12 protein-coding genes are annotated in these 14,239 nt (G+C 43.2%); 5 read left to right on the top strand and 7 right to left on the bottom strand.

The window, feature by feature from the left end:
* The 6 genes from VIM89_RS24285 to VIM89_RS24260 all read right to left on the bottom strand — a co-directional run.
* The coding region (locus VIM89_RS24285) for a TonB-dependent receptor (protein ID WP_488158788.1) at nucleotides 1-2,076 on the bottom strand (2,076 nt) is incomplete at its 3' end.
* A gap of 105 nt (nucleotides 2,077-2,181) precedes the next feature.
* The gene (locus VIM89_RS24280) at nucleotides 2,182-2,928 is read right to left on the bottom strand and encodes a hypothetical protein (RefSeq protein WP_488158787.1); all 747 of its coding nucleotides are present in this window, start codon (nucleotides 2,926-2,928) and stop codon (nucleotides 2,182-2,184) included.
* 418 nt (nucleotides 2,929-3,346) lie between these two features.
* The gene (gene infB, locus VIM89_RS24275; RefSeq protein ID WP_488158786.1) at nucleotides 3,347-6,208 is read right to left on the bottom strand and encodes a translation initiation factor IF-2; all 2,862 of its coding nucleotides are present in this window, start codon (nucleotides 6,206-6,208) and stop codon (nucleotides 3,347-3,349) included.
* Nucleotides 6,209-6,269: 61 nt separating this feature from the next.
* Complete coding sequence (nusA, locus tag VIM89_RS24270) at nucleotides 6,270-7,505, bottom strand: transcription termination factor NusA (RefSeq protein WP_488158785.1); 1,236 nt, start codon at nucleotides 7,503-7,505, stop codon at nucleotides 6,270-6,272.
* Between the two features lie 80 nt (nucleotides 7,506-7,585).
* Entirely contained in the window at nucleotides 7,586-8,050 is a 465-nt protein-coding gene (rimP, locus tag VIM89_RS24265; protein WP_488158784.1) for a ribosome assembly cofactor RimP, read from the bottom strand.
* A 126-nt stretch (nucleotides 8,051-8,176) separates the two neighbouring features.
* A complete protein-coding gene (locus tag VIM89_RS24260; RefSeq protein WP_488158783.1) occupies nucleotides 8,177-8,599 on the bottom strand; it encodes a hypothetical protein in 423 nt (140 codons plus the stop codon).
* Between the two features lie 177 nt (nucleotides 8,600-8,776).
* Here VIM89_RS24260 and VIM89_RS24255 point away from each other — a divergent pair, with 177 nt between their 5' ends.
* The 3 genes from VIM89_RS24255 (at nucleotide 8,777) to VIM89_RS24245 (ending at nucleotide 11,108) form a co-directional block, all read left to right on the top strand.
* Complete coding sequence (locus tag VIM89_RS24255) at nucleotides 8,777-9,745, top strand: YeiH family protein (RefSeq protein ID WP_488158782.1); 969 nt, start codon at nucleotides 8,777-8,779, stop codon at nucleotides 9,743-9,745.
* Between the two features lie 35 nt (nucleotides 9,746-9,780).
* Nucleotides 9,781-10,293 carry a GNAT family N-acetyltransferase gene (locus VIM89_RS24250; protein ID WP_488158781.1) on the top strand — a complete coding sequence of 171 codons (513 nt, stop codon included), beginning with the start codon at nucleotides 9,781-9,783 and terminating at the stop codon, nucleotides 10,291-10,293.
* Nucleotides 10,294-10,559: 266 nt separating this feature from the next.
* Nucleotides 10,560-11,108, top strand: coding sequence for a hypothetical protein (locus VIM89_RS24245; RefSeq protein WP_488158780.1), 549 nt, complete (start codon nucleotides 10,560-10,562; stop codon nucleotides 11,106-11,108).
* Nucleotides 11,109-11,198: 90 nt separating this feature from the next.
* On the opposite strand, the gene VIM89_RS24240 is transcribed toward VIM89_RS24245, so the two are convergent.
* Nucleotides 11,199-12,923, bottom strand: a complete 1,725-nt coding sequence (locus VIM89_RS24240) for an FAD-dependent oxidoreductase (protein WP_488158779.1) — start codon at nucleotides 12,921-12,923, stop codon at nucleotides 11,199-11,201.
* A gap of 152 nt (nucleotides 12,924-13,075) precedes the next feature.
* Between VIM89_RS24240 and VIM89_RS24235 the strand changes: the two genes are divergently transcribed.
* Together VIM89_RS24235 and VIM89_RS24230 are read left to right on the top strand one after the other, a co-directional pair.
* Entirely contained in the window at nucleotides 13,076-13,606 is a 531-nt protein-coding gene (locus tag VIM89_RS24235; protein WP_488158778.1) for a YfiT family bacillithiol transferase, read from the top strand.
* Nucleotides 13,603-14,232, top strand: coding sequence for an HAD family hydrolase (locus VIM89_RS24230; protein WP_488158777.1), 630 nt, complete (start codon nucleotides 13,603-13,605; stop codon nucleotides 14,230-14,232). The genes VIM89_RS24235 and VIM89_RS24230 overlap by 4 nt, the downstream gene beginning before the upstream one ends.
* Nucleotides 14,233-14,239 lie beyond the last annotated feature (7 nt).

The raw sequence follows: 14,239 nt of genomic DNA, 5'->3' as shown, positions 1-14,239 counted from the left end.
CAGTGAGGCCTGCTTGCCAAATTGTGGTTTGATGTTCGGGTCGCTCAGCTTATAGGTGTCCGTCGGTGATATCGCCGTGGTGTTTGACAGCAGGTGGATGTATTGCCGCAGTGTATTGTACGATGCTTTTATAGAAGTGTTATCGCCTACCTGGTATCTTGCCGATAGCCTGATCTCCGGTCCCTGGTAAGTGTTGATCACCTTGTTTTTGCCATAGGTGGTGCTGTCGGTAATGTTCACTGCTTCTTTGGGCAGGTTGGGGGCATAATGGTCCACCGTCTGAGGGCCAAGGTAGGCGTATAATGAATACCGGATGCCTGCGCTGATGGACAGCTTGGGGGTGATATCATATTTGTCGCCCAAATACAATGCGCTCTCCAGTGCCTGTTCCAGCGGTACCTGGTCCGGCGCTACCAGTGATTTTTCGCCGTTCGGTTCATTGTCTCCCGGGTTCAGTTTATAGTAGATCGAGCTTAATCCGAAGTTCAGCGTGTTCTTCGGGTTCAGGTAATAGTTAAAGTCGGTTTTAAAATCATATTGCCTTACTGAAAAGTTAAGCTTATAGGCATTTACCGGGTTGGCTGAGCTCGATACATCATACTGGTAATCGTCTATACCGGTCATGATCACACTGTACAGTTTATTTGTATAGCTGTGCTTCCATTTAATGTTGGCGTTTTTGTTGCTGTAGCTGTAGGCGGTATCGCTGTTCAATCTAAACTTGTCCTGGCTCAAATAGGTGGTCAGGTACAGGCTGTTTTTATCGTCGATCTGGTGGGTGATATCAAGATTACCGTCATAGAACGAGGCTGAGCTGTGTTTATAAGCTTCCGGCAGCATGCTAAGCAGCCAGTCGGAATAAGTGGTTCTTGCTCCGAAGATGAACGAGGTTTTATCTTTTACTATCGGGCCTTCCAGGTTCAGCCTGCTGGTGAGCAAGCCTATACCTGCTGTTCCTGTAAATTTCTTCTTGTTGCCTTCCCGGTCGGTTACATCCAGTACCGAGGACAGCCTGCCTCCGTATTTCTCCGGGATGGTGCTTTTATACAGTTCGATGTTCTTTACGATATCCGGGTTAAAGGCTGAAAAGAAGCCGAAAAAGTGCGATGGGTTATAGATCGTGGCATCATTCAGCAATATCAGGTTCTGGTCGGCTGAGCCGCCCCGTACGTTAAAGCCTGTGGTGGCTTCACCTACGGATTGTACGCCAGGAAGGGTCAGCACTACCCTGAGCACATCCGCTTCGCCAAAGGCCGTAGGGATCTGCTTGATGCTTTTAATGTCCAGTTTATTTACTCCCATTTCTACGCTTCTTACATTGGCTACTTTTTCTGCCGAGATCTTTACTTCTTTCAGCGAGGTCACCTGTTCCTGCATTTCGATGTTCAGCTTGCCATCTGAATACAGCACGATCTTTCTTCTTGTATCTTTCATCCCAAGGCCCTTGATCACCAGCGTCTGCCGTCCTTTTGGCAGGGTCAATGAATAGTAGCCGAACTGGTCCGTGGCAATGCCGATCTTCGTATCCGGGTTATAGACACTTGCTCCGATGATCCCTTCGCCCGATTTGGCATTCTTCACATAGCCCGCCAGGTTGGCTGTGCCTTTCAGGTTACTCGTCCGCAGGCCTATCTCATACAGCTTGTTCTCTGTCGTTGCCTCCGGTATCTTCGCCGTTCTCTCTTCTGAATAATCCACCACCGTCGCAGGGGCCTGCGTCGCGGATGATGAAGCGGGAGCAAAAAAACCAGCCGCAAGAGTAGACCGCATCTCACGCCCTTTGGTTAGGAATACATTCTGGCCGGCAATAGCAAAGTGATAATCCGTTTTGTCAAAAACCATAAATAAGACAGCAGAAAGGGTTCTGTCGGTGGCCGTTACGGTAACTTTTAAGCTATCAAACTGTGCCTGCTCGTAATAAAAATGACAGCCGGTTTTTGCCTGCAGGTCATCAACAAACTGTTGGATCTTAGCCGCGTGAAAGTCGACACTGATCAGTTTTTCCGTTTTATCCTGAGCGCCTGCCAGTTGGACAAAAGCAAAAAGAGACAGGACCAAAAAGTAAATTTTCTTCATTAGGATAACGATTCAATAATGGCTTTAATGACTTTTAAGCTCTGCTGCTTATCACGTCGGTTATAGTTGGTTCCCTGCGCACAATCCCCGAAACATTAAATTTTATTAATTAGTTATCTGGTCATAATAGGTTACCATTTTGACCATTGCAAGCTCAGGATTATCTCCGTACCTGATATTATTTTGCTTAAGATACTTCTGAAGATCATTTTTTTTGTCTTTCAATAATTTCAAAATGGAACCTTTACTTCCTATTTTATAATAGACATTTCCTTTTTTTAGATAATAATCATTAGTCTCCGAAAAAAATATTTCGGGGGCTGCTACAGCATTTGAGGAGTTCTGGATTGTTTTTCTTCTTTTTGCCAGTATTTCCAGCTTTCCGGTATAGAGTTGGTCATAAAAACCGGTGGTGAGCTCCGCTTTATTATCTGTGATCTGATCCGCATTAACCCTTATAAAGTGATGACCGGAGAAACTAAAATCGCGCACCCGTTCGCTTAGCAGGGTAAACATTGAAAAGCGATTGTATAACTGTACAACAACAGCATCCTTATAAATATCGTACATCATAGGCACGCCCATGTAAGCTATATTGTCATAATTAACCTCTCCGGTTGCCCAGGTTTTTGCATCATCAGGAAAAAGTGCACTATTCTTTATCCGGCGATCATAGGGCTGGTATTCGTGACCGTTGTACAATCTGGACTCCTGGCCAATAGCTTTATAAAAATTGGCTGATGCTATTTGCAGGTTGGCGCTATCGGGCGCGACGGTCTGGGCAAAAGACCTGCTTATAAAAAAAGCACTTGAAAAACATAGTAGACTTATTCGCAGGATATGTTTTTTCATTAAAGTATAGGTTTATAATTTAGATCAGGTAATGTGGATGGAATTTACTAACTCTTTAGTTATAAACCAAAATTTTAGTTGAAAAACGACAAATTAGTCATTTTTGTACTAATCTTGTTACAACAAGTTCTTCGTATAATAACGACCAAGGCCTATTTCGTTAATATAAATTACATATCTTGCATTAAGACTTTTGATATAAAAAGATTTAAACCCCACTATTATGAAAACTTTAAAAGTACTAGCCATCGTTCTGTTAGCAACATTTAGCTTTCAGGCAGTAAATGCACAAACAAAGCATCACCACAAAAGACATCATCCGGTAAAACGCCATCACCACAGAATCGTCAAAAAACATCACTAAATAAAAAAGGCTCTCTGATTGTCAGAGAGCCTTTAATTTTTATAAGAAAAGCTATTAAAGCTTACGCTTAACTTCTACAATTTCATAAGCTTCCACAATATCGCCAATTTCGATATTATTGAAATTCTGGATGTTCAAACCACATTCGTAACCGGCGTTCACTTCCTTCACATCATCTTTAAAGCGCTTTAACGAAGCCAACTCACCGGTGTAGATAACCACACCTTCGCGAATGATACGGATTTTGCTGTTACGTGTGATCTTACCATCCAGCACCATACAACCTGCAATGGTACCCACCTTGCTGATCTTGAAGGTTTCGCGAATCTCAACATTCGCAACAATCTTCTCTTCAAAGGTTGGAGCAAGCATGCCTTCCATCGCGGCTTTGATCTCGTTGATCGCGTCGTAGATGATCGAGTAAAGCCTGATATCGATCTGTTCCTGCTCAGCCAGTTTACGCGCACCCGGTGAAGGGCGTACCTGGAAACCGATGATGATCGCATCGGATGCCGAAGCCAGCAATACGTCGGATTCGGAAATCTGACCAACTGCTTTTGATATAATATTTACCTGGATCTGCTCAGTAGAAAGTTTCAGTAAAGAGTCAGACAACGCTTCGATTGAACCGTCCACGTCACCTTTAACTATAATGTTCAACTCCTTAAAGTTACCTACAGCCAAACGACGGCCGATTTCATCCAGTGTAATGTGTTTCTGTGTCCGCAAGCCCTGTTCACGCTGCAATTGCAGACGTTTATTGGCGATTTCGCGTGCTTCAACTTCGCTTTCCAAAGCATTGAACTTATCGCCTGCTGTTGGTGCGCCTTGCATACCCAATACCTGTACCGGTGTTGACGGGCCCGCAGATTCTACACGCTGGCCACGTTCGTTGGTCAATGCTTTTACACGACCACTGTAGCAACCCGCCAAAATAGGATCACCCACTTTCAGCATACCTGCCTGTACCAATACAGTAGTCACAATACCGCGACCTTTATCCAAAGCTGCTTCGATAACTGTACCTACAGCACGTTTGTTCGGGTTAGCTGTTAACTCAAGCAATTCTGCTTCAAGCAGTACCTTTTCCAGCAACTTGTCTACATTCAGACCGGTTTTGGCCGATATTTCCTGTGATTGATATTTACCGCCCCATTCTTCAACCAAAATATTCATGGTCGATAACTGTTCGCGTATCTTATCAGCGTTAGCACCCGGGCGGTCCATTTTGTTAAATGCGAAAATAATGGGTGCACCTGCAGCCTGAGCGTGGTTTATGGCCTCGCGTGTTTGCGGCATCACACTATCATCAGCAGCAATAACTATAATTACAATATCTGTTACCTGGGCGCCCCTGGCACGCATCGCGGTAAACGCTTCGTGACCTGGTGTATCCAGGAATGTTATTTTCCCTTTGTCATCCGGCAATGTCACCTCATAAGCACCGATGTGTTGTGTAATACCACCAGCCTCGCCTGCAATTACATTGGTTTTGCGGATAAAGTCGAGCAAAGATGTTTTACCGTGGTCAACGTGCCCCATAATGGTTACGATTGGCGCGCGCGGTAATAAATCTCCCGGTTCGTCCGGAGTATCCAGGTTAGCTTCTTCGTCTTCTGGTTTTACAAACTCAACCTGGTAGCCAAATTCATCAGCCACGATAGTTAAGGTTTCCGCATCCAAACGTTGGTTGATGGATACGAACATACCCAGGCTCATACAGGTAGAGATGATCTGCGTAACCGGCACATCCATCATGGATGCCAATTCGTTTGCGGTAACAAATTCCGTTACCTTCAATACCTTCGACTGCGCTTCCTGTTCTAATGCCAGCTCTTCGGCGCTTGCTGCCACATCATCACGTTTTTGACGGCGGAACTTAGCACGCTGAGCAAATTTGCCTGATTTACCTGCACCGCTTAAACGGGCAAGTGTTGCCTTGATCTGGTCTTGTATTTCTTTTTCTGAAGGCTCTTCTTTAGGAGTACTTGGTGCTCCTCTTCTGAAATCCGGGCGGTTACCACCACCTTGTTGATTCCTGTTACGGAAATCTCCCTGGCGGTTCTGGTTAGGAGTGCCATTACCCTGCTGCGGATGTTGATTGCCTTGTCCGCCTTGTTGCGGGCCGCCACCTTCTTTGCGTTTTCTTTTACGCTTATGATCGGCTGCACTATTAGCATTCGATGAAGAAGCTACAGGCTGATTACGCTTTGGCTCGTTCACCGGCAATTGGATCTTACCAACTACGTTCGGACCGCTTAAACGCTGTGCTCTTGCACGGATCACTTCGGTTTCCGGTTCAGCTGTCTCTTCCGGCTGCTCTGACGCAGGTTTTTCAACCGCCGGCTTTACAGGTTCTTTTTCCTTTACCGGTTCCGGTTCGGTTTTAGCAACAGGTGCTTTTACCTCTTCTTTTTGAGGTTCCGGTTTTACTTCCGGTGCCGGTTCCTTTTTAGCAACTACCGGCTCTTCTTTTTTCTCCGGACGGTATGGCGCATTCAGATCGATCTTACCCACCACCTTCACACCCGGAAGGCTCGTATCATTACGCTCTTCAGCCTTTGCAGGCTCTTGCTTCGGTTTCTCAACCGGAGTTGAGAAGTGGCCCGTATTTTTGATCAGTATTTCTTCGTTCTCAAAATCTCTCGAACGGCGCTGTTCGGCAGGTTTTTCAGGAACCGGAACGGTCTCTTCCTTTCTGATCTTGCCTATGCTGATCTGCTTGGCCTCTTCTTTAATAATTTTGTCCGCAGCAAACTCTTTCAACAGGGTATTGTACATATCACCACTAAGCATAGCCATAGGCTGCTTATCGACTTTATACCCTTTTGCGGATAAAAAATCGACGATGGTACCCATACCAATGTTGAGTTCCTTTACTGCTTTTATTAATTTTATTCCTTTGTCTTCTGACATTTAATATTACTTTCTCTGCTTAGATAATGCAAAAATACGATTTTAATTTTGCTTATTTAGTTTATTCAAACTCAGCCTGCAGAATAGACAACACTTCTTTAACCGTTTCTTCTTCTAAATCGGTACGTTTAACCAGTTCGCCAACGCTCAATGCCAATACTGATTTTGCAGTATCCAGGCCAATGCGTTTGAACTCGTCGAGTATCCAGCTATCTATTTCATCTGAGAATTCTTCAATATCCACGTCCTCATCCTGTTCATCAGCTTCACGGTAAACATCTATCTCATAGCCGGTTAACTTACCCGCCAGTTTGATGTTATGCCCGCCGCGACCAATCGCTAATGACACCTGGTCAGGCTTCAAATACACTGCTGCTGTCTTTTTCTCATCATCCAATTTAATGGAGGTGATCTTCGCAGGAGACAATGCACGCTGTATGTATAACTGTAAATTATTCGTATAGTTTATAACGTCGATATTTTCGTTTTTCAATTCGCGAACGATACCGTGAATACGTGATCCTTTCATACCTACGCAGGCACCTACCGGATCGATACGGTCGTCGTAAGATTCTACCGCAACTTTTGCTCTTTCGCCCGGTTCACGTACAATTTTCTTAATGGTGATCAAACCGTCGAAAATTTCAGGTACTTCCAACTCAAACAAACGTTGTAAAAACTCAGGAGCGGTACGCGAGATGATGATCTTCGGGTTGCTGTTCATCATATCCACCTTGCTTACCACGGCTTTCACGTTATCGCCTTTTTTGAAGTAATCGGCAGGGATCTGTTCTGATTTTGGCAGCAATAATTCGTTGCCTTCATCATCCAATACCAAAGTTTCTTTTTTCCAAACCTGGTATACTTCACCGGTCACGATCTCACCTACACGGTCTTTATATTTTTTGAAAATTTCGTCTTTTTCCAACTCCAGGATCTTTGAAACCAGCGTCTGGCGAGCAGCCAGAATAGCACGGCGGCCAAAGCTTTCCAGGGTGATCTGCTCCACATATTCATCACCTACTTTCAGGTCCTCATCATATTTGTGGGCTTCTGCTAATTCAATCTCCAGGTCGTCGTCTTCAGAAAAACCATCTTCCATTACCGTACGCGTACGCCAGATCTCCAGGTCACCGTTGTCGGTGTTTACGATCACGTCACAATTCTCATCGGTACCATACTTTTTCCTGATCATGCTTCTGAAAACGTCTTCCAGAACACTCATCATAGTTGGGCGGTCAATGTTTTTGAAGTCTTTAAACTCCTGAAAAGACTCAATTAAATTAATATTGCTCATTTTTCATTGAAATTATTTATTCATTAAGGTAATGAAGCTATCATGGGCTTTGATTTTTATTTAGCTGCCCATGATGGTTTTTACTTAAATGATATTAAAACTTTTGTTTCTGTTATCTGTGCCAAAGGGACAGCGCTTTCAACAATTTCAGCCTTTTTCCCTTTTTCTTTTTTTGTTTCTTCTATTACCACGGCATCCTCGGTCATCCCGGTTAGTTTGCCTTCTCTTTTGCTGCCATCAGCCATTTTAATGGCCAATTGCCTGCCTACATTTTTTATATACTGGCGGGGCAAAACCAGGGGTGCATCAATGCCCGGTGAAGATACTTCCAGGTTGTAGGCGTTCTCGATCACATTCTCCTCTTCCAAATGAAAACCCACATGCCTGCTAATCACCGCGCAATCTGCAATGCCTATGCCTTTTTCGCCGTCTACCAAAATCACCAGCTTACCGTTTGAATGCATTTTTACACTCACTATAAACAGGTCGGGCCTGTCGGCGATCTTCTCCTCAACCAGTTGTGTCACCCTCTTTTCAATATCCATTATCCGTAGTTTTTAGGCTGATGATTACACAGGTAAAATAAAAGAGGGGACTACTGCCCCCTCTGATTCTTTTAATTACGATGCAAATATACGAATTATTATTTAAAATTCAACACCCAAGCGCATTTAATAGCTAAAAACCAAATCTTTATAGCTGATACTTCCAGGTCTTTTCTTTCCCCTGATCAATTGCCAGGCGCTGGTACCTTCATCATGCCTGAAATATCTTAAAAAATAGGCCTGACCTTTCCTGAAAGCGGTATCGGGAGTGAAGATCACCAGGCTATCCCGAACCACATATTTTCCTGGCTGAACGTTTTGATAATCCTTCATATCGGTATCGGCAGGCATTTTATAAATGGGTAACAGGCTTTCCCAGGCTTCATTATTCGTATCACGACCGATGTCTGCTATGATGAGCTTATCAAACCCGGCAATTTTTAGTGAGCGGTTACTGTCGATCAGGCTGATTTTTACTTTGACTTGTTTGGGATGATTGGAGCATCCGACACAAATAATTATCGCCAGTAGTAGGATTAGCACTTTCATCGTATTGCTAAGATACCCAAAAGAACCTGCTTAATTAACCTTTATTAGTATATCTGGCTGACTTATTTTCCATTTTGTTACTTATTTTCATAACCTAAAGTTATGAGAGATTAAATTATACGATTTGATGCAGGAGCGCCAACTATCCAATTTTGTGCCATCAAAAACACAAAAAAGATGGAAGCCGCAGAGATCAAAAATCATCGTTTTTCAATTCATTTAAGCGAGAATACACGTAGAATAATCTTTTTAGGCGCATTAGTAGTTTGCCTCTTCCCGGTAATGTCACCGCCACTGGCCTTATTACTTGGTTTGATAGTGGCACAACTAATAGATAATCCTTTCGCCCAATTAACTCATAAAGCTACACATTGGCTATTGCAGGCATCGGTAGTCGGGCTGGGTTTCGGGATGAACATTGTGAGTGCTTTGCAGGCAGGCAAAGAAGGTATTTTATTTACGATAGTATCTATCTTAACTGTACTAACCGTTGGCATATTAGCCGGTCGATTTTTAAAAATAGATAAGGTAACTTCTTTCCTAATTTCAGCAGGAACGGCTATTTGTGGCGGAAGTGCGATAGCGGCATTATCGCCGGTGGTAAAAGCACAGGAAAAGCAAATCTCAGTTTCTTTGGGAGTGATCTTTATACTTAACTCAATAGCATTATTCCTTTTCCCTGTAATTGGTCATCATTTGCACTTATCGCAAACGCAATTCGGCTTATGGTGCGCTATTGCCATTCATGATACCAGTTCGGTGGTTGGGGCAGCTTCGCATTATGGCGCTCAGGCACTACAAGTGGCCACGACCGTTAAACTGGCAAGGGCTTTATGGATCATTCCATTAGCATTTATCAGCACTATTGCTTTTAAAACTGACAGCAAAAACGTAAAGATCCCATATTTTATAGGTCTTTTCATTCTGGCGATGCTCATAAACACTTATGTACCATTTATAAAACCAATGGTGCCTTATCTAACAAGCATCGCGAAAACAGGTCTAACCTTAACACTGTTTCTGATAGGCTCAGGATTATCTTTCAAAAAGCTTAAGTCGGTGGGCGTAGTTCCATTATTTCAGGGTGTAATGCTTTGGGTATTGATCTCCGCTCTGTCGTTATTTGCAATTTTAAGGCTGGGTTGATTGCCGGCAAGCGTTATTATGGTATTTTAGCGATTATGGAATTACAAGGAAACGGTTTTATTATCCGCGGATGGAAAAAAGGCGACGAAGTATCACTTCAGAAAAATGCGAATAATCCAAAGATCTCCGCCTGCCTGATGGACCGCTTTCCATCCCCATACACCATAGAAGCTGCCAAGAGCTGGGTCGATTATTTGATTGACCAGGACCCGGTGATCAACTTTGCAATTACTATTAATGATGAAGTGATCGGTGGCATAGGTATCGAACCTCGCGAGGATGTTTACCGCAAAACAGCCATCATCGGTTATTGGCTCAGCGAAGAACTTTGGGGTCATGGCATTATGCCCGAAGCCGTAAAGCTGGTTACAGAATATGCTTTTACCCATCTGGACTTTATTCGCATCCAGGCAAGTGTTTATAGTAAAAACCCTGCGTCTATGCGGGTGTTGGAAAAAGCAGGTTATCTAAAAGAAGGTATCATGAGAAATGCTGTCATCAAAAGCGGTGAGATTTTAGATGAGCATTTGTATGCAATATTAAAATAACCGTTCCCCTTTATTTCTTTCTTTAATGGGAATTAAAGATTAATAAACCAGCAATCAATCCATTCTTTAGCGTAGAAACACTGTATTAAGTTGCGTATATGTACTATAGGCTCCACTTTGCAATATTCCTAATTTTATGATAATCAAATCATTATAACAAGTCAAATCTAAATCTTATCAGGGAAGAAAGCTGAAAATCCTCAACAGAGTAAGCACCCGATAAGCCGAAAACGGGAATTGCAGAGTAGGCGGCAAATTAAGTCATCATGTTTAAATCAAATGAAAGATTTATGAATGATTGGAGCGCCACAAAGGCCTCTCTGATCGCGCATTATTTCCCCAATTACGAGGATCCAAATTGGGGGCGCTTTAGCGAAGTTGCATTAGCCGGCACCATTGGCAAATTCAGCACATTGATTACTGATAAAGCTTTATCAATGAAAACTTTTGAGTTATCAAAGCAAATGGCAGAGGTTGCTGTTGGTGGCTTGATATCAGGTTGGGACGATGATGACTTATGTCCTCCTTTCCACCCGCATTGGTGGGGCTTTGAACAAATTGCAGGTCCGCACCCTGAACCCTGGAAACCTAAAGTACCACGTCCTGAATGGGAAACAATCGGTGCAGCAGAGCAGATAGAAATTGCATATCTTTTTACGAAGTTTTCGGCCCTCACCACAAGCGAACACTTTAATAAAGCACTTAAGTCGCTTGCAACCGAAATTGTCGGAAGCGTTACCGGGCAACTTGCTGATGAATTTGAAAAATGCGGAACACCACCACGTCCCCGTCACCTCGAGTTAGTGGATGCATGATCATAAAATTCAAAGTGCATAAACGAAATGCAGCAGGTTTTAAGCCTGCCGCATTTTATATTTTATTATAGTATTGGTAAAGGGTTTATTCTAATTTACCACGCGTCCACTCAAATCAATCGTTTTTGCAAAAGGATTCAAATATTTATTGGTCAGCACTGCAAACTCCATGCGGGTTACCGGGCGGTTCGGATCAAAAGTGCCTGTCAGCTTAAACTGCGGTGCCCATGCTTTTTGCAGGTGTAGTTGCAAAGTTTTGGGATCAGTCAAAGTATAATCACTGATGAGTGAAAGCAGATTGCCTAAAGTAAATTTGTCGCCAGGCTTTTCTTTGTTGAACCACAAAAAGGCGCGGGTATAAAGCTCCAGTAAAAACGGCTTTATTTCTTCAGTGCTTACTACATCATCTGGTTCAAAATGCAGGTCACCATTCGTTTTTTGAACGCCTTTTAACAGACCCGTTGCGCAAACTTGTTGTACGGCCCGCCAATGCGGGTCTTTTTGAGTGACATCAGTAATCGGCAATAAATAACCTTTATAATCCAATATTTCACCTTGAATTATTCGTACACGTAAATGCTTCGTGGTTGTTTTAAAGAAGGCGCAATACGCAGCGGTTGCACCTACACCCTGGCCTAAAGTCATTTGAACAGAAGGGCACATTGTACTGTTGTTTACTTCATTGGTTACTGACAGTGCTTTTTCGGTTACTAAAACATTATCCAGATCACTTACCACAACCGAACCCAATGGAACAGTGTAAGATGGAAATTTATCAGCCTGAACGCCTGCCGGAATTGCATCACTTACTGCAATAGTTGTCCGGTATAATTTCGATTCCCGGTCATATGGTTTGGTGATATCGTCCATTATCATTCGCACTACACCTTTCACGTGCCTGCTTTCCAGTACCAATGGAGCAGGCGGCAAATTATCCGGGGTACCAAATTGACCATCCAAACCCAGGTTCTTATATTTCAATTCTGTCTGCAAATAATACACCAGACCCAAAGTGCGTAATTTGGCCTTTTTATAAAGCTCTTCCTTATTGCTTATCGCGCCAGAGTTACTGTTATTGTACTTATCCCAATCGATCATGTATTTATCATTTGGGATACTTACAGCTCGCAGCATTTGCCTGATATCCTTTCCCTTTAACCATGAGTAGGCTGCTGCGTCATAACCTTCCGGCTTGGGAATGGTTTTATCAGCATTACGCCCGAAATCCTTTAAAATAGCTATCCAGGTAATTCGTTCTGCATTTGTATCTTCTTCAAACTTTGCTCCGGCTTTTACAGCAACTTCGCCAGTTTCAGTGCCATCAACAAGTACTTTAGTTTCTACTTTCACCGCTTCACCATTTACCATAATGGTTACTTCCCATCCCGTGCCATCCTTTTTGATGGCTGTCCAGGGTGTTTTTAGTTTGACAGTAAGGTTTTTGACGGTGTCACATATCTTTTTTAAGATATCTGCACCAGTATAAGGTTCAAAACGAAGTATGGAATTATGCGTGGTATCGTAACCCAGACGCGGGCGGTAATAATCGGTAACCTTTCTGTGAAATTCGCCCCAGATACCCGATGGTAAATTACGGTTGGCTTCCAATACGCACATGCCGCTCATGGTCATGCTGCCGCCAAGCCAGGGACCAGGTTCAACCAGCAGTGTTTTTACTTTGCTGCGTGCGCTTTGTATAGCTGCCGCTACGCCGCTGGCTCCGCCACCGATCACCAAAACATCCGTCCTGATTGTCTCAGCACGGGAAAAAGTAAATGCAAAACACAGTAGAAGTATTAGTAATTTTTTGATCATCGGTTTAAATAAACACAGTGTAAACGCTAAAATATAGGAAAGCTTGCATCGTACAAACACAATGCATTGCTAAAATTGCTATTTTTACGCGAATACCTGTTCCCCAAGCAGGCTATTCGCCACATCAATCCAACACTCAACCAGTTAAAACTATGACAGACGAAGAACTAAGATACCCCACCGGCAAGTTTAAACCACCCGTTTCGTATACGCAACACGCCATAAATGGTTGGATAAATGATATCAAAACCCTTCCGGGCAGGATGCGCAATGCTGTACTGGGACTCACTGAGCAGCAACTAGATACACAATACCGCACGGGCGGCTGGACTATCCGTCAGGTAGTACATCATGTTGCTGATAGCCATATGAACTCGATCATCCGCTTTAAATGGGCGCTGACCGAGGAGAATCCAACCATCAAAGCTTATGAAGAAGCGGATTGGGCATTATTACCAGATTACCGTCTGCCGATCGAACCGTCACTTAAAATGCTGGATGGCATCCATCAGCACCTGGTGGCTTTGTTTGAAAGTTTTACCGAAGAACAATGGAACCGTACCTTTATTCATCCCGAATCTGGTGATACTATACCTTTAAAACGTAACCTTGCCTTATATTCATGGCATGGCAAACACCACCTGGCTCACATTACCGAAACCATCAAAAGATTTCAAAATTGAAGCTCGATGGACTGATCTTTGACCTGGATGGTACGCTTTGGGACGCCTCCGAGTCTTGTGTAAGAGCCTGGAACAGTGTCTTACAAAATAAAGGTATAACCGATTTCGTGATTACGCAGCAACATGCCCATGCATTTGCCGGTAAGCTTCTGGATGACATTTTCGCGCAATATTTTACTTTTTTGGCAAAAGAAGAATATCAAAATATGGCCGACGCTTATGCGCAACAGGAAAAATTTCATATGAGGGAATATGGTGGCAGACTGTATCCTGAAGTGAGAGAATTACTAACTGATCTTGCTGAAAAATATCCGCTTTTTATTGTGAGCAATTGTCTTTCAGGCTATATCGAAAACTTTTTGAAGCAGCATCAGCTTGAACATTTATTTACCGACTATGAATGCTCAGGCAATACCGGCAGACCCAAAGCCGAAAATATTGGGATGATCATTAGCCGCAATCAATTGAAGAATCCGGTGTATGTTGGTGACACAATAGGTGATTATGAGGCTGCAAAGAAGAATGGGATACCGTTTATTTATGCAGAGTATGGGTTTGGTAAGGTGGAAGTTCATGATTATGCCGCGAACAGCTTTGCGGATATCCCAGTTATCTTAGAAGATTAATTGTCAT

Origin of the sequence: Mucilaginibacter sp., from assembly GCF_036568825.1 — a bacterium.
Classification (GTDB): Bacteria; Bacteroidota; Bacteroidia; order Sphingobacteriales; family Sphingobacteriaceae; genus Mucilaginibacter.
This window is presented reverse-complemented; position numbering and strand designations above follow the sequence as displayed.

What these genes read in the sequence shown, in the direction of transcription:
- VIM89_RS24280 (WP_488158787.1), bottom strand. Translation starts at nt 2,928, where the DNA reads ATGAAAAAACATATCCTGCGAATAAGTCTACTATGTTTTTCAAGTGCT.
- infB (WP_488158786.1), bottom strand. Translation starts at nt 6,208, where the DNA reads ATGTCAGAAGACAAAGGAATAAAATTAATAAAAGCAGTAAAGGAACTC.
- nusA (WP_488158785.1), bottom strand. Translation starts at nt 7,505, where the DNA reads ATGAGCAATATTAATTTAATTGAGTCTTTTCAGGAGTTTAAAGACTTC.
- rimP (WP_488158784.1), bottom strand. Translation starts at nt 8,050, where the DNA reads ATGGATATTGAAAAGAGGGTGACACAACTGGTTGAGGAGAAGATCGCC.
- VIM89_RS24260 (WP_488158783.1), bottom strand. Translation starts at nt 8,599, where the DNA reads ATGAAAGTGCTAATCCTACTACTGGCGATAATTATTTGTGTCGGATGC.
- VIM89_RS24255 (WP_488158782.1), top strand. Translation starts at nt 8,777, where the DNA reads ATGGAAGCCGCAGAGATCAAAAATCATCGTTTTTCAATTCATTTAAGC.
- VIM89_RS24250 (WP_488158781.1), top strand. Translation starts at nt 9,781, where the DNA reads ATGGAATTACAAGGAAACGGTTTTATTATCCGCGGATGGAAAAAAGGC.
- VIM89_RS24245 (WP_488158780.1), top strand. Translation starts at nt 10,560, where the DNA reads ATGTTTAAATCAAATGAAAGATTTATGAATGATTGGAGCGCCACAAAG.
- VIM89_RS24240 (WP_488158779.1), bottom strand. Translation starts at nt 12,923, where the DNA reads ATGATCAAAAAATTACTAATACTTCTACTGTGTTTTGCATTTACTTTT.
- VIM89_RS24235 (WP_488158778.1), top strand. Translation starts at nt 13,076, where the DNA reads ATGACAGACGAAGAACTAAGATACCCCACCGGCAAGTTTAAACCACCC.